We start from the raw sequence: 21678 nt of genomic DNA on the forward strand, positions 1-21678 counted from the left end.
AGCTTTTCAAATGAACTTACATTACTTATATGTTGAAAAAAAATCCAGCATGAAAAAAATATTGCTTGTCTTTTCCGTTTTACTTTTTAATTTCTCTTTTTCTCAAAAGAAGCAAGACTTTGTTTTGAATTCTCCCGATGGAAAAATCGAAATTAAAATTGTTGTAAATGATAAAATTAGCTGGACGATTTCTCATGAAAAAGATTTGATTTTAGCTCCGTCGGCTATGTCAATGACTATAGATGAGAATATAGTTTTAGGAAAAAATGCAGTTATTTTAAATTCAAAAAAAGAAAGTATTGATGCCTCATTTGAAACTCCCATTTACAAAAAGAAATCAATTCAAAATAAGTACAATCAACTCACAATAAACTTTAAAAATGATTTTAGTATTGAATATCGTGCCTTTGATGATGGCGTTGCTTATCGATTTGTAACCAAAAAGAAAAAAGATATTACAGTAAAATCAGAAGAAGTTGTTTTGAATTTCGATCAGGATTACAACACGTTAATGCCTTATGTTCGTGATTTAAGAAATCCCAAGGACCCTTATATTTCATCTTTTGAATCACATTATGAAAACAAAAAGATAAGCGAATTTGCAAAAGATACTTTAGCTTTTCTTCCATTTTTAATTGATTATAAAAACCATAAAAAAGCAGTTTTTCTAGAAGCCAATTTAGAAGATTATCCAGGATTATTTGTAACCAATAATAGTTCAAAATCAGGTTTTCAATCTTGTTTTTCTAAATTTCCGCTTCAGGAAACAAACGGTGGTTTTAATTACCTCAACAAATTAATCACAGAACGAGCTGATTATTTGGTTAAAACCAAAGGAACCAGAAATTTCCCGTGGAGAGCAATTGTAATTTCTGAAGATGATTCGGCTTTAGCCAATAACGATATGGTTCAGAAATTAGCTGAACCATCAAAACTTAAAGACATTTCGTGGATAAAACCCGGAAAAGTTGCCTGGGATTGGTGGAACGACTGGAATATTTACAATGTCGATTTCAAAGCCGGAATCAATACACAAACCTATAAATATTATATAGATTTTGCATCCAAAAACAAAATTGAATATGTGGTTTTGGATGAAGGCTGGAGTGTAGAAACAGACATTATGAAACACAATCCGAATGTTGATTTGGAAGCCTTGATCGCTTACGGAAAAGAAAAAAATGTTGGTATTATTTTGTGGTGTTCCTGGATGGCTTTGAATAACAATATTGACGGTGTTTTCGAAAACTACGCAAAACTAGGCGTTAAAGGTTTTAAAGTTGATTTTATTGACCGCGATGACGCTAAAATGGTGAATTCTGTTTATGATATTGCTCAGAAAGCAGCAAATCATAAATTACTTTTAGATTTTCACGGTATGTATAAACCAACCGGAATTCAGAGAACTTTCCCGAATATTTTAAATTTTGAAGGCGTAAAAGGTTTAGAAAATAATAAATGGACACCAAATGATGATGTTCCGTTGTATGATTGTACAATTCCGTTTATCAGAATGATGGCGGGACCGATGGATTACACGCCCGGAGCAATGCGCAACGCGACAAAAAGCGAATTCAAACCCAGTCATTCTAATCCGGTAAGTCAGGGAACAAGATGTCATCAATTAGCACTTTACACAATATTCGAAGCGCCTTTGCAGATGATGGCCGACAGCCCAACCGCATATATGAAGGAACAGGAAAGCACTGATTTTATTGCTCAAGTTCCGACTACTTTTGATGAAACTGTTTCGTTAAATGGCGAAGTTGGAAAATTTGTTTCAATTGCGAGAAGAAAAGCAAATACTTGGTATTTAGGCGCTATCACCAATTGGGATTCCAGAGAAATTATAATAGATTTTTCTTTCCTTGAAAAAGGCAAAAAATTCGAAGCCGAGATTTTCTCCGATGGATTAAACGCGGATAAAGCTGCTATTGATTACAAAAGAGAAAGCATTACGGTAGATTCTAATACAAAATTAAAATATCGATTGGCAAGTGGCGGTGGTTTGGCGATGATTATAAAATAATAACTTAAGTATTAAACCCGACAGGTTTTAAAAACCTGTCGGGTTTACGATTTTTTAATCCCACAAAAAAACTGGACTAAAGTCCAGCTCTACAATATGGATCGAGCCAAAGACTCTTTTATAGTTCCGAAGGAACAAATTATATTGTAGGGCTGGACTTCAGTCCAGTTTAGAGTATGTAGTGCAAATTAAGACAATATCTTTTCAATCGCATTCAATTCATCTTGAGTAAAATCAAAAATTTGCAGACAATCAATATTGTTATTTAATTGTTTTACAGAACTCGCACCAATTAAAACCGAAGTAATTCTTTTGTCTTTCATTAGCCAAGCTAATGCCATTTGCGCTAAAGATTGGTTTCTGTTTTGCGCAATTTCATTCAGCTGAACTAATTTCTGAATTCTTTCCTGCGTAACCTCATCTTCTTTCAAATGTCCGTTTGGATTATGCGCTCTTGAATTTTCAGGAATTCCCTTTAAATATTTATCCGTCAAAAGTCCTTGTGCCAAAGGCGAAAATGCGATACAGCCCACTCCTTTTTCTTCTAAAACATCTAATAAACCATTTTCTACCCAACGTTCTAACATTGAATATTTTGCCTGATGAATCAAACACGGAGTTCCTAATTGTTTTAAAACATCGACTGCAACACGAGTTTCTTCTGCAGAATAATTGCTGATTCCAACATACAAAGCTTTTCCGCTTCTTACGACGTGGTCTAGAGCCATCATTGTTTCTTCAATAGGCGTTTCAGGATCTGGGCGATGCGAATAAAAAATATCAACATAATCGACTTTCATTCTTTTCAAACTCTGATCTAGACTTGACAATAAATATTTACGAGAGCCCCAGTCACCATAAGGTCCGTCCCACATGGTGTAACCTGCTTTTGTAGAAATTACGATTTCATCACGCAGGTTTCCCTGAAAATTATGCCAAAGGATTTTACCAAAATTAGTTTCTGCAGATCCAGGAACCGGTCCGTAATTATTCGCCAGGTCAAAATGAGTAATTCCTTTATCAAAAGCTTCTACCGCAATACTTTCGGCATTATCAAAATTATCTACTGAACCAAAGTTATGCCATAATCCTAAAGAAATTTCAGGTAATAATAAGCCGCTTTTTCCGCATCTGTTGTATTTCATTGTTTTAGTTTAATTGTTGGAAGTTTTTATAGGTTTTAAAGGTAAAAACAAACATCAGAATTTAAAATCAAAATAGTATTTAATTTTCGTAAATTTGTTTAAATTATAAAATTATGAATAATAACTGGCAAAATTTAATTTCGATAGATCCTGATATCAGATTTGGAAAACCTGTAATCACAGGAACTCGAATTTGTGTTTCAGACATTCTTTCATGGCTTTCTACCGGAATGTCTTTCGAGGAAATTATTGAAGATTTCCCTGAATTAAAAAGAGAAGACATTCTTGCTGCTTTGGTTTTATAATAAAAAAATCTCGCAGATTTTGCAGATTAAGGAGATAAAGAAATCTGCCGAATCTGTAAAATCTGCGAGAGAAATATTTAAAAAAAACTTTGCGACTCTGCGCCTTTGCGAGATTAAATACTTCTACTCTTTTATCTCAAAACCACTTTCCAATCCTTTATCAGAACTTCCTCCAACCATGATTTTAAAAGTTCCGGGCTCCACTAAATAATTACCTTCATTATCATAAAAACCGAGTTCCTTATCTGTTAAGGTAAAAGTTACGGTTTTCGTTTCGCCTTTTTTCAGGTTTACCAATTCAAAACCTTTCAATTCTTTAATTGGTCGAACAATACTTGCGAATTCATCATGAATATATAACTGCACAACTTCTTTTCCGTCATAATTTCCTGAGTTGGTAACGGCAACACTAACCTGCACTTTTTCTCCCTTTGCAAAAGAAGTTTTATTTAGCTTCAAGTCTTTATAATCAAATTTAGTATAGCTCAATCCAAAACCAAACGGAAATTGCGGTGTTTTTTCCACATCCATATAATGCGACCAGAAAACGTTTTTATCGCTGTCAACCGGTCTTCCTGTACTGTATTTATTATAGTAAATCGGAACCTGACCCACATTTCTAGGGAAAGACATTGGCAATTTTCCACTTGGGTTATAATCGCCGTATAAAACCTGTGCAACCGCATTTCCGGTTTGTGTTCCTAATTGCCAGGCTTCTACAATTGCCGGAATTTTTTCTGCAGCCCATGGAATACTTAACGGACGACCGTTATTTAAAACCAAAACAATATTTGGATTCACTTTATAAATTTCTTCTAGTAATTCCTGTTGTAATCCCGGCAAATTAAGATCGGTTCTGCTTCTTCCCTCGCCGCTTTGAAAACCATATTCACCCAAAACCATTACGACAACATCTGCATTTTTTGCGGCTGTTTTTGCAGCTTCAAATCCGCTTTTGTCTGTTGTGTTGAAAACAGTTTCAGTCAAGAAAGTAGCTTTTTGAGATAGTAAATCGACACCTTTTTCAAAAACCAATTGATTGTCTTTGTATTGCTGCATTCCTTCTAAAACCGAAACGGCTGTATTGTCATCAGCAGCAATTCTCCAACTTCCGAGCGGACTATTTTTATCATTTGCCAAAGCGCCAATCAAAGCAATTTTTTGTCCGGATTTTTTCAGCGGAAGCAAATTCTTTTCATTCTTTAACAGAACGATAGATTTTTTCGCCATATCCAAAACGCCTTCATTATTGGCTTTACTTCCCACAACTTCTTTTTCGCGTTTTTCATCGCAATATCGGTACGGATCATCAAATAAACCTAATTCAAATTTCACACGAAGAATTCTTCGAACAGCATCATCAACCAAAGCTTCTTTTACTTTCCCTTCTTTAACCAAAGCCGCTAATTTTGCCACATACAAATACGATTCCATATCCATGTCAGAACCTGCAAGTACTGCTTTTGCAGTTGCTTCTGCTTCGTCCTTTGCATATCCGTGTGCAATCATTTCCCGAATCGAGGCATAATCAGAAACAACAAATCCATCAAACTTCCATTTTCCTTTTAGAATATCTCTTTGCAGAAAAACATTTCCGGTTGCCGGAACACCGTTCAAAGTATTAAACGAATTCATAAAAGTTCTAACTCCAGCCTGAAGCGTTGCCTCAAATGGTGGCAAAACCGAATTATACAATTTAGCATTGCTAATATCTACAATATTATATTCCAGTCCGGCTTCAACGTAACCATACGCCGCAAAGTGTTTCGCGCAAGCTGCAATCGTGTTTACTTTTTGCAAATCTGCAATGGTTTCACCCTGAAAACCGTGAACTCTGGCGGTTGCAATTTTACTTCCCAAATACGGATCTTCTCCTGCACCTTCCATTACACGACCCCAACGTGCATCGTTTGCAACATCTACATTTGGACCAAAAGTCCAGTTTATTCCAGATGCAGAAGCTTCATCTGCCGCAATTGCCGCCGATTTTTTAATGGCTTCTAAATCCCAACTCGCTGCTTCTGCCAGCGGAATCGGACTTAGCGTTTTATAACCGTGAATGACATCAAAACCAATAATCAACGGAATTCCCAATCTCGTTTCTTCAACTGCAATTTTCTGTACAGAACGAACTTCTTTAACGCCCCGAACCGTTAACATTGATCCCACTAATCCTTTTCGTAAATGCTCGTATTTCAATTCTGCGGTTCCACCTTTAGGAGCCGGTCCCGTTACATCCCAAAATCCGTTGTACTGATTCATTTGTCCGACTTTTTCCTCTAAAGTCATAAGAGGCAAAAGCAAATTAATTCTTTGCTCAACAGTTTTATTTTTATCCAGATACGGTTTTTTTTGTGCATTCATATTTCCAACAGTAAACAGGGCAAAAAACCCCAATTGTTATTATTTTTTTATTTTTCATTTGGTTAGATAGTTTTTTTTTAGGTTCTGAGTTACTAAGTTGCTAAGTTGCTAAGTTTTAGTTTGGGCGTGTCCCTCCGGGTCGGGCTATCCGTTTCAAGTCCTCGCACTTCCTTCGTCAGGCTGTGGGCTTTCCACTGCTATCCCTCACGCAAAGGGTCTTACAAGAACTTTTCGTTTTTAAACACAATCTTGGCATTTCGACGGAGGAGAAATCATATAACGGATTTACGGTTCGTTGCTCTCTGGATGTGATTTCTCCTCCGTCGAAATGACACAAAATGCGAAAAATCTAAAATCTAAAATCTAATTACTCCGTTATAAAACAAGAAGCCGGCAAATTTGCTTTATTAAACAAATCAGATTGTATTGTATTTCCCCATGCAAATCTCACTTTTACAGGAGTCGCTCCTTTTTTACTCGTCAAAATCACCTGATTATTTTTTATCGAAGCTTCTGCCGGATAATAAACTCCATCAGCTCCGGCCATCTCAAATTGATTCGATGTTTTGTTTTTAAAGTACAATCCGTCGGCATAATCAAACGAAACGATTGCTTTGTTTTTATCAATCTTTACATCTTTAAAAATTGGGCCGTTTACCAAATTAGAATTGACTTTATAAGTATCAGCCAAAGCCAGATTTGCCAAACGAATTCCAACTGATTTTTTATTTTTTGGATGAATATCAATCGTATCTGAAATATCAGAAGTCAAAACCATTCCCGTTTTTGGAACTTCTTTTAAAATTTTTCGCTGCGAATTTCGCACTGTTACATTTGAGAAATTATTGCTTCCGGTTTTATAAGGTGCGATCTGAACAAAGTAAAAAGGAAATTCGTCGTTCCAAACTTTTCTCCAGGAATTAATCAACGCCGACAACGTTTTATCATAAACTAAAGAACCCACATTCGATTCGCCCTGATACCATAATGTTCCGGCAATTTTAAAACCAGCAAAAGGATAAATCATCGCGTTATATGCACGCCCGGGCTGGCGTGGCCCGTATTCTTGTTCGTTGAGTTTTTTAGCATTTTCTAATAAAACCGCATCGTTTTGAACTACCTCTTCCGGCATCCAGATTTCAGCAGGAGTTCCGCCCCAATTGGATGAAATTAATCCGATTGGGACATTTTTTAAATCTTCTTGCAAACGTTTGGCGAAAAAATAGCCAATTGCGCTGAAGTTTTTCATGGTTTCCGGAGTTGATTCAACCCAATTTCCGAGTAAATTATTCTGAGGTGTTGTAGCAGTTAATTTCGGAACGGTAAAAAATCGAATGTTAGGATTTGTAGCATTCTTCATTTCTTCTTCACCATTCTCGATTCCCCAACTTACCGACATTTCCATGTTGGATTGTCCGGAACAAACCCAAACTTCACCAATCAAAATATTTTTTAGGATAACTTCATTATATCCTTTTATCGAAATACTGTAAGGCCCGCCCGCTTCGGGAGTTTTTATATGAAGTTCCCACTGCGCCTGATTGTTGGCTACGACTTTATATTCCTGATTGTTCCAGCTTGAAACCAATTTGATTTCTTCTTTTGGATTTGCCCAACCCCAAATTTTTACTTCAGAATTGCGTTGCAAAACCATATTATCGCCAAAAATATTCGGAAGGGTAACGTTTGCCATCATAGTATTGGAAATCAATAGAAAGAAAACAAACTTAAATATATTATTTTTCATTTAAGAGCTTTTTTAAAAATGGACCATATTCAGCGGCTAAAATTTTATGATCTGACACATCAGGATGCCCTGAACAACCTTTTGGTGTCATTTGTTTAAACTTAAAAATCTGAATTGGTTTATGCCTTTTATCTTCCGTGAAAGCGCTTTTTACTTTATTTAAACAATCTTCAAAAACCACGGCTCTTTCTCCATTTACCATTGGGCTGTTGGTTATTACTATTTGTGCTTTCGGATTGTGTTTGTACAACATTTTAATGAAGTTGATGTAATTCGAAACATATTTTTCTGCGTTAAAAGGCAAACGCTCTTTTTTTCCATCTCCGCCAGAAAAATCATTGGTTCCTAAAGCAATACTGATAATATCAGGCTGAAATGCAAAATCATATTTTGGTTTTGATGGATCTTTTGTTAAATATAAATTCTCATATACTTCCGGCATTATAGCTTCGTCTTTATTTTCATCGTTCCAGTTTCGATACATTCCAATTCCTGAAACTGAACTCATTAAATAGTCAACATCAATTTTTCTGGAAAGTATTGGACCATATGCGTAGTATCCGTTGTGATGATCAAAATATTCTCCTTTATCGCAGGGAACATCTGACGGATCGCTCGCCGCGCCACAGGTAATTGAATCTCCAATAAATTCGATTTTCTTTTTCTTTTTCGACGAAATCGAAGTTAGTTTTGCTGTTGTTCCGTAGAAAAAAATTCCACCGCTGTGGGCTTCTGTAGTTTTATAAATAGTTAAATTATGAACTTTTTTATTGGAAGTTACTTTTATTGGAAATGATTGTACTGCACCTTTTTCAATTCGTAGTTTTCCAATATATTTTCCATCCAAAACTAAGGAAACATAATTATGATGTTCCCAAGAATCAACACTTTGCAATGAAATCGCGCATTTATTCCCTATAAAATTGAATGAAACCGAAGAAGCTGTTCCGATTAAAACAACAGCATTGTTCTGGAGTTTTTCGATGCGGCCTTCATAAAGAAATTTATCTGTTTTGTTTTGAGCTTTCGAAACAACCGAAATCAACAAAAACAAAATTAAAAGTGCTATTTTTTTTGGAAACATAATTTATTCGTTAAAATCTTAATGTGATTCACAAATATATCTGAAAAATATTTTCAAAAAAGATACTAAAACATCAAAAAGCAATAAAAAAACACCAGAATAATTAAACTCGTTTTACGTTATAGTATCATTCTTATAAGTCAATAGCAAGTATTCCTTTGATTTTCAAAAGCAACAAACTATCTTTAAAAAATTAATCTTTGATTTGCCTCAAAAATGAAACTGACTCTTTACATATTAACTGCAACAGCTTTTTTGCTTTCTTCTTTCACCTGCGAAAAAGAAAACAAACCAATAGTTCATCAAATTCACAAAACATCATCTAAAATTGACCGCGATTCTATTGTTAGTTACGCTAAAAATTATTTAGGAACTCCTTATCTGTATGCCGGAAGTGATCCGAAAAAAGGATTTGACTGTTCGGGATTTGTGAGTTATGTTTTTAAAAATTTCAACGTAAATTTACCAAGAAGTTCCAGCAGTTATAAAGATTTGGGAACTTCATTAAATCCTGAAGATTTTAAAGTTGGAGATATTTTGGTTTTTTACGGCTACAAAGACAGAACTGTTGTTGGTCATCTTGGCATTATTTGCGAGGCCAACGGAATGCAGTCCAAATTTATACATGCTTCTTCGGGAAAAGTAAATAGTGTTACGATTACTTCTTTAGGTACAGAACATTATACCAATCGTTTTTATAAATGTATTGATGTCTTGTCTAAATAGTTTTTTTATTAATAATGATTTTATTGATTTTTTCACGCAGATTTAAAAAGATTTAAGCAGATGTGCGCAGATTTATTAAAAAAAAATCTAATTAAAATCTAATTAAAATCTGCTTTAATCTGCGTGAAAATTAGGCGGCAAACCTTTTTATAACTTATTCTTCTGTAAGTAGTTTTATCAGACTTTCATCTCTTTGGTAAACATCTTTATAAAAATTCAACTGTCCCTTTCTATCTACCCAAGCGGTAAAATATCCAATATAAACGGGCACTTTCTTTTTTAGCGTACACCAGCTTTCTTTACCTGCATGCATGGCTTTATCAATTTTTGCCGGTGTCCATCTTGGATCTTGTTTTAAAAGTTCAATGGCCAATTCTCTTGGTTTCGCAACGCGCACACAACCATGACTAAAAGCTCTGCTTTCTCTTTCGAACAAACTTTTTGCAGGAGTATCATGTAAATAAATATTATTTGAGTTTGGAAATAAAAACTTCACCAAACCAAGTGAATTATTTTTTCCGGGAAGTTGTCGCACTGCACCGTTATTCCATTCGAGATTTTTTTGTGCAAGGTAATTTTTATTCTTAGCCATTCCGGGTTTGATCTCTTTATTAATGATACTTGTGGGAACATTCCAATACGGGCTAAAAACAATATTATTCATCATTCCGCTAAAAATAACGGTTTTTGTCATTGCTTTTCCAACCACGACTGGTGAAGTAAAGGCAATTTCACGATCACGGATTAAATATAATTTGAATTCCGGAATATTAACTTCTATAAATTCTTTTCCTTTTTCGAGTTCAGGATCAATCCATCTGCAACGTTCCATATTGGCAATAATCGTTTTAATTCTGTCAGAAACCGGAACATTCATTTCCTGAATATGTTCAGATGTAATTTTTCCGTTTACGATATTTCCGTTATGCGATTGGAAATTTTTAACGCCATCAACTAAAATATCGTCATAGACCAAACTTTTATTGTTTTCTTTAAGTTCTCCGGTTATAAATAGTCGTTCTCTAATTTGTGCAATAGCAAGTGCAGAATCGCCTTTTTGTAAACTTTTAAAATCATCTCCTACTTCGATATTTTTCCATCCGCCTTTTTTCTCGATTTCTCTGTATTGACGAAGCGCATCACGAAGTTTGTAATACTGACTGAACATTTTGCTCTTTTTGTCATCGCTTATCGTAGATTTTTCAAAGATTGAATCTGAAAAAACCTGATAATTTAGTTTTTTTCGGGGTAAAAGCCATTCTAAAGAAATTGTTGTTTTTTCATCTACGCCTGATACTTTCTGAACGTAATAGAAATATAAATTGGTTATCATCAAATCAGTAGTAATTTGTGATAATTTATTATCAGAAACACGTTCAAAAATAGGCGTGATTTTTCCGTTATACGGAAAGTTGGCTTTTAAACCTTCTTCTTCTAAACCTCTGTATTTATTAAATAAAGTATTTCCAAATTCTACAACTCCTTTATTATCCAACCATAATTGGGTAGATTTTTTTTTCTTGTATAATGACAAAACATCATTTTGAAATTTATTCAATTTAGGATAGGTTTCGTAAAAAGCCGCAATAGCAGCACTATCAATATGAATCTTAAGTTCAGGAGCTTCTTTTTTAGGATTGTTTTTTAAATTTTCTTCATTCTTTTCAGATTTAGAATTGCATGAGACAGCAATAAAAAGAGCAATAAAAGCAGTAAGCGAATACAAAAATTTCATAAAATTATTTTTAATAAAAGTAGAAAAGTTTTAATATAATTTAAGTTGCCGGAGCAAAAATTAATCACATAATTACTAACAGGATTTTTAGTCGAATTTCATTTAAATAACAAACAAAAAAAACTCCAGATACATTACATACCTGGAGTTCTCCCCTTTATAATCAACCTTTTTATTTAAATAACCGTACCTTTTAAAGTCAAAATTTTTGGCGCAGTTTCAGCGCTTGTTGTTACAGTAACTGTTTTAGTAAAAGCACCTTTATTTGCTGCATTATAGGTAGCCGTTATTTTTGCCGATTTACCAGGCAAAATTGGCTCTTTTGTATAATCTGTTGCTGTACAACCACAAGATCCCTGAACTGTTGTGATTACAACTGCCGTTTTTCCTGTATTTTTAAATTCATAAACAATTGCTTTTGGTGTTCCTTGCGGAATTTCACCAACATCAACTGTTTCTGCTTTCCAAACTATTGTTGATGCAGTAATTGTTGTGTTTTCATTTTTGCAAACTAATGTTTTAACTGGCGCTATTGCCGAAAAAGACATTAATCCTAAAGCAAGAGCTAACATCGAAATTTTAATAATTTTCATAGTCAATTTATTTTAATGGTTTATAGTTAAATTTTCTATACCAAAAGTAATTGAGTTAAAATCGATTCGCTGTTAAGCGGTATCAAATGTTTGTTAACGACTTGTTAACGGGTGTTTTTATTTTAAATTTTGACTATATTACACTATCTAAACGCCCTATTTTTGAAAATTAACAGACTCAATAGTATCATTCTTTTAGGACTCATTGCAATCATAAGTATCTTGGTGGCGCAACTACTTTGGACAAAAGAAGCGTTTACTTTAGAGCAAAAAAAGCTGAGTCAGAAAACCCATATTGCTTTACTTGAAGTTGCCAAAAAATTGTATGAAGGCACAAACCACGAGTTGCCGGCACAAAATCCTGTTCAAAAAATAGCGAATGATTATTATATCGTAAATGTTGATAATGACTTTGAACCTGATATTTTAGAATTTTATCTGAAAACAGAATTCAAGAAAATGAATATCACAACTGATTTTGAATATGCCATGTACAATTGTCAGAGCGACGAAATGGTTTATGGAAATTATATTTCATTATCAGAAAAAGGAAGAGACAAGCAATCGGTTTATTTCCCGAAGCATAAAAACCTGGTGTATTATTTTGCGGTTCGTTTTCCCAATGAAACTACTTATTTATTTAGTTCAATGCGTTTTTGGTTTGTCCTTTCCATTGTACTCATTCTTATTTTGCTAATTTATGTCTATTCGATTTTTACGCTTTTACAGCAAAAAAAATACTCGGAGTTGCAACGTGATTTTATTAATAATATGACGCATGAATTTAAAACGCCTTTGTCTTCGATTTTAATTGCTTCCAAATATTTAATTGAACAGAATGTTATTAAGGAAGACAAAAAGCTTCATACTTATACCGATATTATCATTAAACAAAGCCATAAATTAAACCATCATATTGAGAAAATTTTAAATGTGGCAAAATCTGATTATAAAACATTAGAACTAAAGAAAGAGTCGGTTTTGATTGTTCCGATTATTGAGGAAACTATTGAAAATATTCTTTTAAAATATCCCGACGCCAATATTAAAATTGAAACAGAAATAAAAGATATTAAAATCGAAACAGATGTTTTTCATTTTACTAATTTAGTTTACAATTTATTAGATAATGCTGTAAAATATTGCAATAAAAAACCGGAGATTACGATTAGAATTGTATTAGAAAATCAACTATTAAAATTGGCTTTTATTGATAACGGAATCGGAATTTCTCCTAAAAATATTTCTTTTATTTTTGATAAATTCTATCGTATTCAAAATGAAAAAAGCAACGAAGTCAATGGCTTTGGTCTTGGTTTATATTATGTAAAAGAAATTTGCAATTTGCAAAACTGGAAAATAAATGCCCAAAATAATGATCTAGAAGGTGTTACTATCACCTTATCAATTCCTTATAAAAAATGAAAAATTTTAAAATTCTTTATACCGAAGATGATGAAACATTAGCGTTTCTGACGAAAGACAATCTAGAACAAAACAACTACGAAGTCATTCATTGCTCTGATGGAAAATCTGGCCTGGAAGCCTTTAAAGAAGAAGATTTTGACATTTGCATTTTTGACATTATGATGCCAAAGATGGATGGTTTTGAATTGGCAACGGAAATAAGAAAAAGCAATACTGATATTCCGATTATTTTTCTTTCTGCCAAGACTTTAAAAGAAGATCGCCTTAAAGGGTTGCGTTTGGGTGCCGATGATTATTTGGTAAAACCATTTAGTATTGAAGAATTATTATTGAAAATCGAAATCTTCTTAAAGCGATCTCAAAAAAACAATCTGACGCAAAACTCACTTTATGAAATTGGAAAATATCAATTTGATTATAAAAATTTCTTTCTTTTTAATGAAGATGAAAAAATTGGGCTTACGCAACGCGAAGCAGAGCTTTTGAAATTGTTTTTTGATAATAAAAATATGGTTTTAAAAAGAGAAAAAATTCTTTCGGCGCTTTGGGGTAATGATGATTATTTTATGGGACGCAGTTTGGATGTTTTTATTTCTCGCCTGCGTAAAATCTTAATTAATGAAAAAGAAATTGCTATAGAAAACATCCACGGAGTTGGTTTTCGTTTTAAGATGTAATTTCTTGACAATAACTATTTTAAAATTTCGTATTTTTAATATCTAAATCTTCCAATATGAAATTGTATCATTTACGAAACGCTACTTTAGTTATAGAAACAGATCTGCATGTTATTTTGGTTGATCCGATGTTAGGAAAACGAAAAACGATTCCGCCCTTTACGATATTTAGATATAAGCCAAAACGAAATCCGCTTGTTGCTTTACCCAAAAACAGTCGGGATATTTTGAGCAAAGTGACCCATTGTTTGATCACACATTTGCATCCGGACCATATTGATAAAGCCGGTGAAGTTTTTTTAAGAAGAAAAAGCATTCCGGTAATTTGTAATATAAAAGATGAAAAACAACTGACAAAAAGAGGTTTAAACATTACTCAAACTTTGAATTATTGGGAACCTCAACCTTTTTTAGACGGCAAAATTACTGGAATTCCCGCCATTCACGGTTATGGATTTATTGCTAAAGCGATGGGAAATGTAATGGGTTTTCATATTGAATTGGCGAATGAAAAATCAATTTATATTAGTTCTGATACTATTTTCACAGAACATGTAGAAAAAGTTCTTGTAGAGTTTAAACCTGAAATCGCTGTCGTGGCTTGCGGAACTGCAAGACTTGACATTGGTCAGCCTTTATTGATGAGAATGAATGATATTTTAAAGTTTGTTGCTCTTGCACCAAGCCAAGTTTTAGCGAATCATTTAGAAGCTTTAAATCATTGCCCAACTACCCGTGAAGAATTAAGACTGGCTTTGATAGAGAATAATCTTTTATCGAAAGTTTCTATTCCGGAAGATGGGGAAAGTGTTAGTTACTAACTCCAAAATACTTTAGAAAAACAAATTCTTAGTTCATTATAAATATTATATTTGACTTCCTAATTAAGCCAAAAATAATGAATGATTTTCTAAGAAAAATAAAATTAACTAAAGACATCATTATACAATTACCAGTGTCAAAGATTGACTTTATTCAGAAATTTAGAAATAATGTTGATGAATCTAATTTAGATTACGATCCATTTGAAGTTTTTCAATCTAGTATAAATGAATACAAAGGACATATCGGTGATTATATCTTCGAAATAAAAAAGAGGAAGAAAATATTCGATACGAATTATTCTTTTGCTAAAGTTACAGGAGAACTAACTGAGGAAAATAATCAATTAATTATAAACGCTGAAATTTCTTGTTTTAGAAAAAGAATGATTATTTTTATAGTTATGGCGCTTCTTTTTTATTCAATTTTCTTTATAAGCATGGTTTTTAATGCTGAAAATACTGTTCCCTTCTTTATGGTTCCATTTCTTTTAATTCATATGTCACTAATGATAGGAGTTCCTTATTTCATTATAAGAAGAAGTGTAAATAGAATGGCTTATGATTTAGAAAGAGATTTTCATTATTGGGTAACTAAAAACAATTAAACCGATTTGAATTATTTACAAAACCAATAATCCAAACTCGCGTAAAGTATTAATTGGTTTAGAATACCAAAACAATTCAAAATCCTCTAATTGAGTTTCAAAATCATTTTTAACTTCCTGAAAAGTGTAATTTTTAGCATTTGAAATCGTAATTTTCGTTAAGATTTCTACCAGCCATTCTCCTTCATTTTTATTGGTTTGAATTTGAAAACTTTCTTTTTTATCATGAAAAGTAAGAGTCATCATTTCCCAGGTTTGCCCTTTTTTAGATTTTGTAAAATGTTCTGCAGAAGGTTTTCCACCCAACCAAACTACTTTGGCATTTGGTTTTGTATTGAAATCATTTGCTTCCTCGAGTGCATTAAAAATAAAATCGGGATCAATTTTTGTTTTCGGAATTTTAAAGTCGAACCAGTCTTGCAGTTCATAGTCGAAACAGATTCCGTGCATGAAATTAAAAAGTGATTTTTTTAATCCGAAACTAAACTTGTCGTGATTGATTCCGGTAGAATCGGTATAATCAATATCATTATTGGCAAAAGTTCCAATAACTTCAGTTGCTTTTGTAACGCCAAATTTCTCTGGATACAAACCAACCGGACTGTGAGCTGTCATTGCAAATTGATGCCAAAAACCAGATTGTAGAATTCCGGCTTCAAATAACTGGCGAACCATTTCTAAGCTGTCAACTGTTTCCTGTATGGTCTGAGTTGGATATCCGTACATTAAATACGCATGAACCATTATTCCGGCTTCGGTAAAATTTCGGGTAACTTTTGCTACTTGTTCAACCGTTACACCTTTATCGATCAATTTTAATAATCGGTCTGAAGCCACTTCTAAACCTCCGGAAACTGCAATACAGCCGGAAGCTTTTAGCAATAAGCACAAATCTTTAGAAAAGCTTTTTTCAAAACGAATATTAGTCCACCATGTTACGGCTAACTTTCTGCTTAAAATTTCCAGTGCTAAAGCACGCATCAGCGCTGGTGGAGCAGCTTCATCAACAAAATGAAAACCATTTTGACCGGTTTGAAGCATCATGTCTTCCATTCGATCGCAAAGCAAATTGGCGGCAACTGGTTCGTATACTTTAATGTAATCTAATGAAATATCGCAGAAAGTACATTTTCCCCAATAACAGCCATGCGCCATGGTGAGCTTATTCCAACGGCCGTCGCTCCACATTCTGTGCATCGGATTTACGATTTCAATAACCGAAATGTATTTATCCAAAGGCAAATCAGAATAATCAGGCGTTCCTACATAAGATTGTTTGTAATCGTTTTTTAGGGAATTATTTTTATAAACGACTTCGCCATTTTCTAAAAGAAAAGTTCTTTTATAAGAATTGGAATTTGGATTTTCGAGATTGAAGATTAATTCCTCAATCGGCACTTCTCCATCATCTAAAGTAATAAAATCGAAGAATTCAAAAACTCTCGCATCAGAAATAGAACGCAATTCGGTATTTGGAAAACCGCCGCCCATCGAAATTTTAATTTCCGGATGATGCTGTTTTACCCATTGTGCACATCGAAAAGCGCTGTATAAATTCCCTGGAAAAGGAACAGAAATTAAAAAGAAAGTTGGATTTACTTTTTCAATTTTATCTTTTAAAATCGAAATTAGAATCGAATCTATATAGGTTGGTTTTTGTTGTAAAGCATTGTACAATTCATCAAAAGAATTGGCGCTTCGGCCTAAGCGTTCTGCATATCGGCTAAAACCAAAATTTTCATCGACACATTCTACAATATAATCAGATATATCTTCGAGATATAAAGTCGCTAAATGTTTTGCTTTATCTTGGGTTCCCATAGTTCCGAAAGCCCAATCGAGTTCTTCTAATTGCGCAAAACGAGAAGCTTCAGGCAGAAAATCTTCCTGACAAATTTGTAACGCCAATGTTGGGTTTTTTCCCTGCAAAAACTGAATAACGGGATTTATTGTTTTAATGTATTCGTCCTGTAAAGCAAAAATACGTTTGGAGTTATCTGAAACTTCAGGGTTAGGAACTTCAAACCTGAAACTTGAAACCTGAAACAAATCCTGTAATCCTTTCTTCGAAAACAATTCCAAAATTACATCAATACCTAAATCAGCCTGAACCGATTCAATATTTTTAGTGTTTAAAAATCCCTTTATATACGCAGTTGCCGGATATGGTGTATTCAGTTGCGTAAAAGGAGGCGTTATGACGAACAGTTTGGTTTTCAAAAGAAATGTTTTTGCAAAAATAAGGCATATTTAGGGACTTTTAATGAAAAGATTTTGAAGGTTATTTTTGTGTTATGCAACTTTAATTTTTGATTTTATTTTGTAGATAATTAATTACATTTGTCGCAACTTAATTAGTGAAATGAAACAAAAATTACTTTTATTTTTTTTAATAATAACTATTCAATTGTTTTCTCAAAACAAAAGCCAATCTATTGGTTTTAAAGAAAATAAAGGTCAGATTATAGATCAGAAAGGAAAAGCAAATCCTTCGGTAAAATATCTATTAAACTCTAATGGACTCAATGTTCAGTTAAAGAAGAATGGTTTTTCGTATGATATTTATGAAGTAAAGAAAATACCTCGTAAAAATCCGCATGATGGAAGAAACGCTCCGCCTGTACCTGAAGAAGATATAAAAGAAGAGCAGCCTGATTATAATCTTGAATATACTTTTCATAGAATTGATATTGATTTTGTTAACTCGAATTCTAAAGTTGAATTAGTTACAGATCAGGAATCAAAAGATTTTGACAACTATTACAATGTTCCTAATAAACCTGAAGGAATTGTTGGTGTCCATCGATACAAACAAATTACCTATAAAAATATTTACCCATATATTGATGTTGTTTTTTCGATTCCGAATGATCCAAAAAAAGTTGTAGAATATAATTTTGTCATTCATCCGAAAGGAAAAATCTCTGATATTCAATTAAAATTTAATGGTGCTGAAACAGATTTAGTTGACAACAAAATCCAAATGAATGTTCGTTTTGGAAAAATGGAAGAGACATTACCTGCGAGTTGGATTGAGGAAGGAACTGCTAAAAAAGAAATTGCTGTTGGTTATAGAAAGATTCGGAAGGATGTTTATGGGTTCAATTCGGCAAATTCTGTTGATGGAAAAACTGTGATTATTGATCCTGTGCCAACGAGACTTTGGGGAACATTTTATGGGGATGAAGAAAATTATGGAGGTAATGAATTTGGGGGAATTACAACCGACTTATTAGGTAATAATTATTTAGTAGGATCAACTTCTGTTTCCAATTCTTCGTATGCCACTTCTGGTGCACATCAAACTACAATTGGAAATCCTAACAAAATGGGTACTGATGGAATAATTGTAAAATTTTCGGAAGATGGTCGAAAATTATGGAGTAGCTATTATGGTGGTGAAGAATATGACAAAATAAACGCAGTAAGAACGGATAACCAAAACAATGTTATCATTGTAGGTAAAACAAATAGTAAAACCAATATTAGCACTGTTGGTTCATACAGTTCTACATTTGGTGGTTATGATGACGGATTTTTGGTAAAGTTTAATCCTACAGGTACCAGACTTTGGGCAACATATTATGGAGAAAAGGATAATGATGAAGCTTTTGATGTTGATATTGATAAAAATAACAATATTTTTATGGTGGGTCGGTTTTCAATCAATCATTCAGAAAATGTTCACGACACTCCTATAGGCGATGGTTTCATCGCTAAATTTAATCCTAATGGAAATATACTTTGGAATAAATTATATGGTGGCAAAGGTACAGATGAATTTAAAACGGTTAAGGTTGGTGAAAACTTTATCGTGGTTGGTGGTCTTTCATACAGTGCAGATAATATTTCTACCCCTGGAGTTTTTCAGGAGAATCTTAATTATGTATACAATCTTTCCAACGATGGTATAATTTTTAAACTAAATCTAAATGGAGACCGAATATGGAGTACATATTATGGAGGAGAGTCTTGGGAAAAAATTAATGCAATCGAAATTGATGATGAAAATAATATATATGTAGGCGGAGAAACACGAAGTTCTATGGGTATCGCTACACCAAATTCTTTTGACGATTATAATTTAAATACCGAAACAGGTTTTTTTGCAAAATTGGATCAAAGTGGACAAAGATTATGGGGATCATACTTAGGTTATAGCACAAAAATTTACTCACTTGTATTCAAAAACAATTCACTATATATTGGGGGCAATGGAGGAATAGACAATTCAATAACAATTTTATGTGCTTATAAAAGAACTGGTAATTCTGGAGGATATGTTGGAAAATTTTCTAAAGGAGGGGAATTAATTTGGGGAAGTTATACAGGAGGATTTGATCAATATTCCGAAACTGGAGTAACAATTAAAAATAATGAAATTGTAGTAGGTGGAACATCTTCAATGAATGATGGAATAGCTGACTCAAATTCATATCAACCTGAAATTTTAGGCCGTAAAAATTTTTATTTAATGAAGTTTTCAGAAGATACCAACTGCAACATTGATGTACACCCTTCAAGTAATTCTCCTGTTTGTATTGGTCGTACATTAACTTTTTCTGCTGATCCTGATTATAATTATTTATGGACTGGTCCTAACGGTTTTACAAGTAATTTACAAAATCCGATTATTACAAATGTTTCTAATGCAAATAATGGCACTTACCATTTAACTGCAAGCGACAATTGTGGATGTGAAAAAAAATATGATATTGAAGTGATAATTGGTGACATTCAAGCACCAGTTCCCGATATTGCAACTCTACAAACCATAACTGGAGATTGTCATACTACCATAACTACATTTCCAAAAGCAACAGATGTTTGTGTGGGAGCAATTACAGGTACAACTACAGATGCGTTATCTTATACTTTGCCCGGAACTTATACTATCAAATGGAATTATAATGATGGAAACGGTAATATATCTTCACAAAACCAAACTGTTACAATTACAAGTCAGCCACTTCCTGTTCTTATTTCTCCACAAAGCTTCTGCATTCAGCAAAATGCTACTTTAGATAATATTAATGCGACAGGTCAAAACATACAATTTTATGATGCTTTAATTGCTGGAACATTATTACCAAAAACAACTTTGCTTCAAAACGGAATAACCTATTATGCTTCACAAACTGTAAACGGTTGTGAAAGTGAAAGAGTTTCTGTAAAAATCAATATTCAGAATACAACTTCTCCAACAGGAAATGCAAACCAACCTTTTTGCTCCGGACAAAATCCTACAATTGCAAATATTCAGGTTGATGGAGATCTTATAAAATGGTACGATGCAGCTTTAAATGGAAATCCTTTGGCTATATCAACAAATCTTCAAAATGGTAAAACCTATTATGCTTCTCAAACTGTAAATACTTGTGAAAGCCAAAGATTTGGCGTTACCGTTTCGGTTGGAAATACACCTCCTGCTCCAACAGGAAATGCGAATCAACCTTTTTGTAAAAATCAGAAAGCTACTTTAGATAATATTTCCATTAGTGGTCAAAATATAAAATGGTACGATTCTAATTCTTCGACTACTGCATTGGCAAATACTATATTATTACAAGATAATAGTACTTATTATGCTTCTCAAACTGTGGGATGCGAAAGTGCGAGAACTCCAATTACCGTTAGAGTTTATGATACACCTTTACCAATTGGAGACAACAAGCAAACTTTCTGCATTGATGAAAATGCAACTATTGCCGATATTAAAATAACAGGAACGTCCATCAAATGGTACGATTCTACTGTAGCCGGAAATAGTTTGGCAAGTACAACTACATTACAAAATGGTATTTATTACGCTACTCAAACGCTTAATAATTGCGAAAGTGAAAGATTGGCAATTACAATAAAAGTTCAGGATACGCAACCTCCAATTGCTGATGCTTTTCAATCTTTTTGTGTGCAGCAAAATGCAACATTAAAAAGCATAAAAATTAATGGAGAAAACATAATATGGTATAATGATTTAGCCACAAGACCAGAATTATCAGAAGGAATTCCGCTTGAAAACGGAAATATCTATTATGCTTCGCAAACTATTAATGGCTGTGAAAGTGACAGAATTGCGGTTAAAATTCAAATCTTACCTGCAACTACTGCGGATTGCATTAATTATCTTGATGAACTTCCGTTCCCGAAATTCTTCACTCCAAATAGTGATGGATATAATGATACGTGGACAATCGATTTTGCATATTTAGCCCCAAATACTGGCATTCGAATATTTGACCGTTATGGAAAATTCATCAAAGAATTAACGACAAATACGGCTTGGGACGGAACTTATATTGGTCATAATGAACCTTCTTCTGATTATTGGTTTACTGTTACCCGATTAAACGGAACAGAATATCGAGGGCATTTTAGTTTGAAAAGATAATTTAACCACGAAGTTCGCAAAGATT

15 protein-coding genes are annotated in these 21678 nt (G+C 33.4%); 8 read left to right on the forward strand and 7 right to left on the reverse strand.

What is annotated here, in order from left to right; all coding sequences use genetic code 11:
* The first annotated feature begins 49 nt into the window (after positions 1 to 49).
* A complete protein-coding gene (locus tag EV143_RS15980) occupies positions 50 to 2029 on the forward strand; it encodes a glycoside hydrolase family 97 protein (RefSeq protein ID WP_133508942.1) in 1980 nt (659 codons plus the stop codon).
* Positions 2030 to 2217: 188 nt separating this feature from the next.
* On the opposite strand, the gene EV143_RS15985 is transcribed toward EV143_RS15980, so the two are convergent.
* On the reverse strand, positions 2218 to 3174 hold the full coding sequence (locus EV143_RS15985; protein WP_133508943.1) for an aldo/keto reductase: 957 nt from the start codon (positions 3172 to 3174) through the stop codon (positions 2218 to 2220).
* 113 nt (positions 3175 to 3287) lie between these two features.
* Between EV143_RS15985 and EV143_RS15990 the strand changes: the two genes are divergently transcribed.
* Entirely contained in the window at positions 3288 to 3479 is a 192-nt protein-coding gene (locus EV143_RS15990) for a DUF433 domain-containing protein (RefSeq protein WP_133508944.1), read from the forward strand.
* 123 nt (positions 3480 to 3602) lie between these two features.
* Here the strand turns inward: EV143_RS15990 and bglX are convergent, their stop codons facing one another.
* From bglX to EV143_RS16005, 3 genes are all read right to left on the reverse strand, one after another.
* A complete protein-coding gene (gene bglX / locus EV143_RS15995; protein WP_133508945.1) occupies positions 3603 to 5843 on the reverse strand; it encodes a beta-glucosidase BglX in 2241 nt (746 codons plus the stop codon).
* 367 nt (positions 5844 to 6210) lie between these two features.
* The gene (locus EV143_RS16000; protein ID WP_133508946.1) at positions 6211 to 7590 is read right to left on the reverse strand and encodes a sialate O-acetylesterase; all 1380 of its coding nucleotides are present in this window, start codon (positions 7588 to 7590) and stop codon (positions 6211 to 6213) included.
* Positions 7580 to 8674 carry an SGNH/GDSL hydrolase family protein gene (locus EV143_RS16005; RefSeq protein ID WP_133508947.1) on the reverse strand — a complete coding sequence of 365 codons (1095 nt, stop codon included), beginning with the start codon at positions 8672 to 8674 and terminating at the stop codon, positions 7580 to 7582. The genes EV143_RS16000 and EV143_RS16005 overlap by 11 nt, the downstream gene beginning before the upstream one ends.
* A gap of 216 nt (positions 8675 to 8890) precedes the next feature.
* Between EV143_RS16005 and EV143_RS16010 the strand changes: the two genes are divergently transcribed.
* Positions 8891 to 9400 carry a C40 family peptidase gene (locus EV143_RS16010; RefSeq protein WP_133508948.1) on the forward strand — a complete coding sequence of 170 codons (510 nt, stop codon included), beginning with the start codon at positions 8891 to 8893 and terminating at the stop codon, positions 9398 to 9400.
* A gap of 154 nt (positions 9401 to 9554) precedes the next feature.
* On the opposite strand, the gene EV143_RS16015 is transcribed toward EV143_RS16010, so the two are convergent.
* Both EV143_RS16015 and EV143_RS16020 read right to left on the reverse strand, forming a co-directional pair.
* Positions 9555 to 11135: a L,D-transpeptidase family protein gene (locus EV143_RS16015; RefSeq protein WP_133508949.1), complete on the reverse strand. Its 1581-nt coding sequence runs from the start codon at positions 11133 to 11135 to the stop codon at positions 9555 to 9557.
* A gap of 176 nt (positions 11136 to 11311) precedes the next feature.
* Positions 11312 to 11728: a DUF1573 domain-containing protein gene (locus EV143_RS16020; protein ID WP_133508950.1), complete on the reverse strand. Its 417-nt coding sequence runs from the start codon at positions 11726 to 11728 to the stop codon at positions 11312 to 11314.
* A gap of 162 nt (positions 11729 to 11890) precedes the next feature.
* Between EV143_RS16020 and EV143_RS16025 the strand changes: the two genes are divergently transcribed.
* The 4 genes from EV143_RS16025 to EV143_RS16040 all read left to right on the forward strand — a co-directional run bounded on the left by EV143_RS16025 (position 11891) and on the right by EV143_RS16040 (position 15262).
* A complete protein-coding gene (locus EV143_RS16025; protein ID WP_133508951.1) occupies positions 11891 to 13153 on the forward strand; it encodes a sensor histidine kinase in 1263 nt (420 codons plus the stop codon).
* Complete coding sequence (locus EV143_RS16030) at positions 13150 to 13833, forward strand: response regulator transcription factor (protein WP_133508952.1); 684 nt, start codon at positions 13150 to 13152, stop codon at positions 13831 to 13833. The genes EV143_RS16025 and EV143_RS16030 overlap by 4 nt, the downstream gene beginning before the upstream one ends.
* Positions 13834 to 13889: 56 nt before the next feature.
* Complete coding sequence (locus tag EV143_RS16035) at positions 13890 to 14654, forward strand: MBL fold metallo-hydrolase (RefSeq protein ID WP_133508953.1); 765 nt, start codon at positions 13890 to 13892, stop codon at positions 14652 to 14654.
* 77 nt (positions 14655 to 14731) lie between these two features.
* The gene (locus tag EV143_RS16040; RefSeq protein ID WP_133508954.1) at positions 14732 to 15262 is read left to right on the forward strand and encodes a hypothetical protein; all 531 of its coding nucleotides are present in this window, start codon (positions 14732 to 14734) and stop codon (positions 15260 to 15262) included.
* 15 nt (positions 15263 to 15277) lie between these two features.
* On the opposite strand, the gene EV143_RS16045 is transcribed toward EV143_RS16040, so the two are convergent.
* Positions 15278 to 17482 carry a B12-binding domain-containing radical SAM protein gene (locus tag EV143_RS16045; protein WP_133508955.1) on the reverse strand — a complete coding sequence of 735 codons (2205 nt, stop codon included), beginning with the start codon at positions 17480 to 17482 and terminating at the stop codon, positions 15278 to 15280.
* A 142-nt stretch (positions 17483 to 17624) separates the two neighbouring features.
* Here EV143_RS16045 and EV143_RS16050 point away from each other — a divergent pair, with 142 nt between their 5' ends.
* Positions 17625 to 21653 carry an Ig-like domain-containing protein gene (locus EV143_RS16050; RefSeq protein ID WP_133508956.1) on the forward strand — a complete coding sequence of 1343 codons (4029 nt, stop codon included), beginning with the start codon at positions 17625 to 17627 and terminating at the stop codon, positions 21651 to 21653.
* Positions 21654 to 21678 lie beyond the last annotated feature (25 nt).

Source organism: Flavobacterium chryseum, from assembly GCF_004362015.1.
Classification (GTDB): domain Bacteria; phylum Bacteroidota; class Bacteroidia; order Flavobacteriales; family Flavobacteriaceae; genus Flavobacterium.

Excerpts from the sequence above, each read along its gene's own strand:
- EV143_RS16005 (WP_133508947.1), bottom strand. The coding sequence starts at position 8,674 with ATGTTTCCAAAAAAAATAGCACTTTTAATTTTGTTTTTGTTGATTTCG.
- EV143_RS16000 (WP_133508946.1), bottom strand. The coding sequence starts at position 7,590 with ATGAAAAATAATATATTTAAGTTTGTTTTCTTTCTATTGATTTCCAAT.
- EV143_RS15990 (WP_133508944.1), top strand. The coding sequence starts at position 3,288 with ATGAATAATAACTGGCAAAATTTAATTTCGATAGATCCTGATATCAGA.
- EV143_RS15980 (WP_133508942.1), top strand. The coding sequence starts at position 50 with ATGAAAAAAATATTGCTTGTCTTTTCCGTTTTACTTTTTAATTTCTCT.
- EV143_RS16030 (WP_133508952.1), top strand. The coding sequence starts at position 13,150 with ATGAAAAATTTTAAAATTCTTTATACCGAAGATGATGAAACATTAGCG.
- EV143_RS16010 (WP_133508948.1), top strand. The coding sequence starts at position 8,891 with ATGAAACTGACTCTTTACATATTAACTGCAACAGCTTTTTTGCTTTCT.
- EV143_RS16040 (WP_133508954.1), top strand. The coding sequence starts at position 14,732 with ATGAATGATTTTCTAAGAAAAATAAAATTAACTAAAGACATCATTATA.
- EV143_RS16035 (WP_133508953.1), top strand. The coding sequence starts at position 13,890 with ATGAAATTGTATCATTTACGAAACGCTACTTTAGTTATAGAAACAGAT.
- EV143_RS16020 (WP_133508950.1), bottom strand. The coding sequence starts at position 11,728 with ATGAAAATTATTAAAATTTCGATGTTAGCTCTTGCTTTAGGATTAATG.
- EV143_RS16050 (WP_133508956.1), top strand. The coding sequence starts at position 17,625 with ATGAAACAAAAATTACTTTTATTTTTTTTAATAATAACTATTCAATTG.
- EV143_RS15985 (WP_133508943.1), bottom strand. The coding sequence starts at position 3,174 with ATGAAATACAACAGATGCGGAAAAAGCGGCTTATTATTACCTGAAATT.
- EV143_RS16015 (WP_133508949.1), bottom strand. The coding sequence starts at position 11,135 with ATGAAATTTTTGTATTCGCTTACTGCTTTTATTGCTCTTTTTATTGCT.
- bglX (WP_133508945.1), bottom strand. The coding sequence starts at position 5,843 with ATGAATGCACAAAAAAAACCGTATCTGGATAAAAATAAAACTGTTGAG.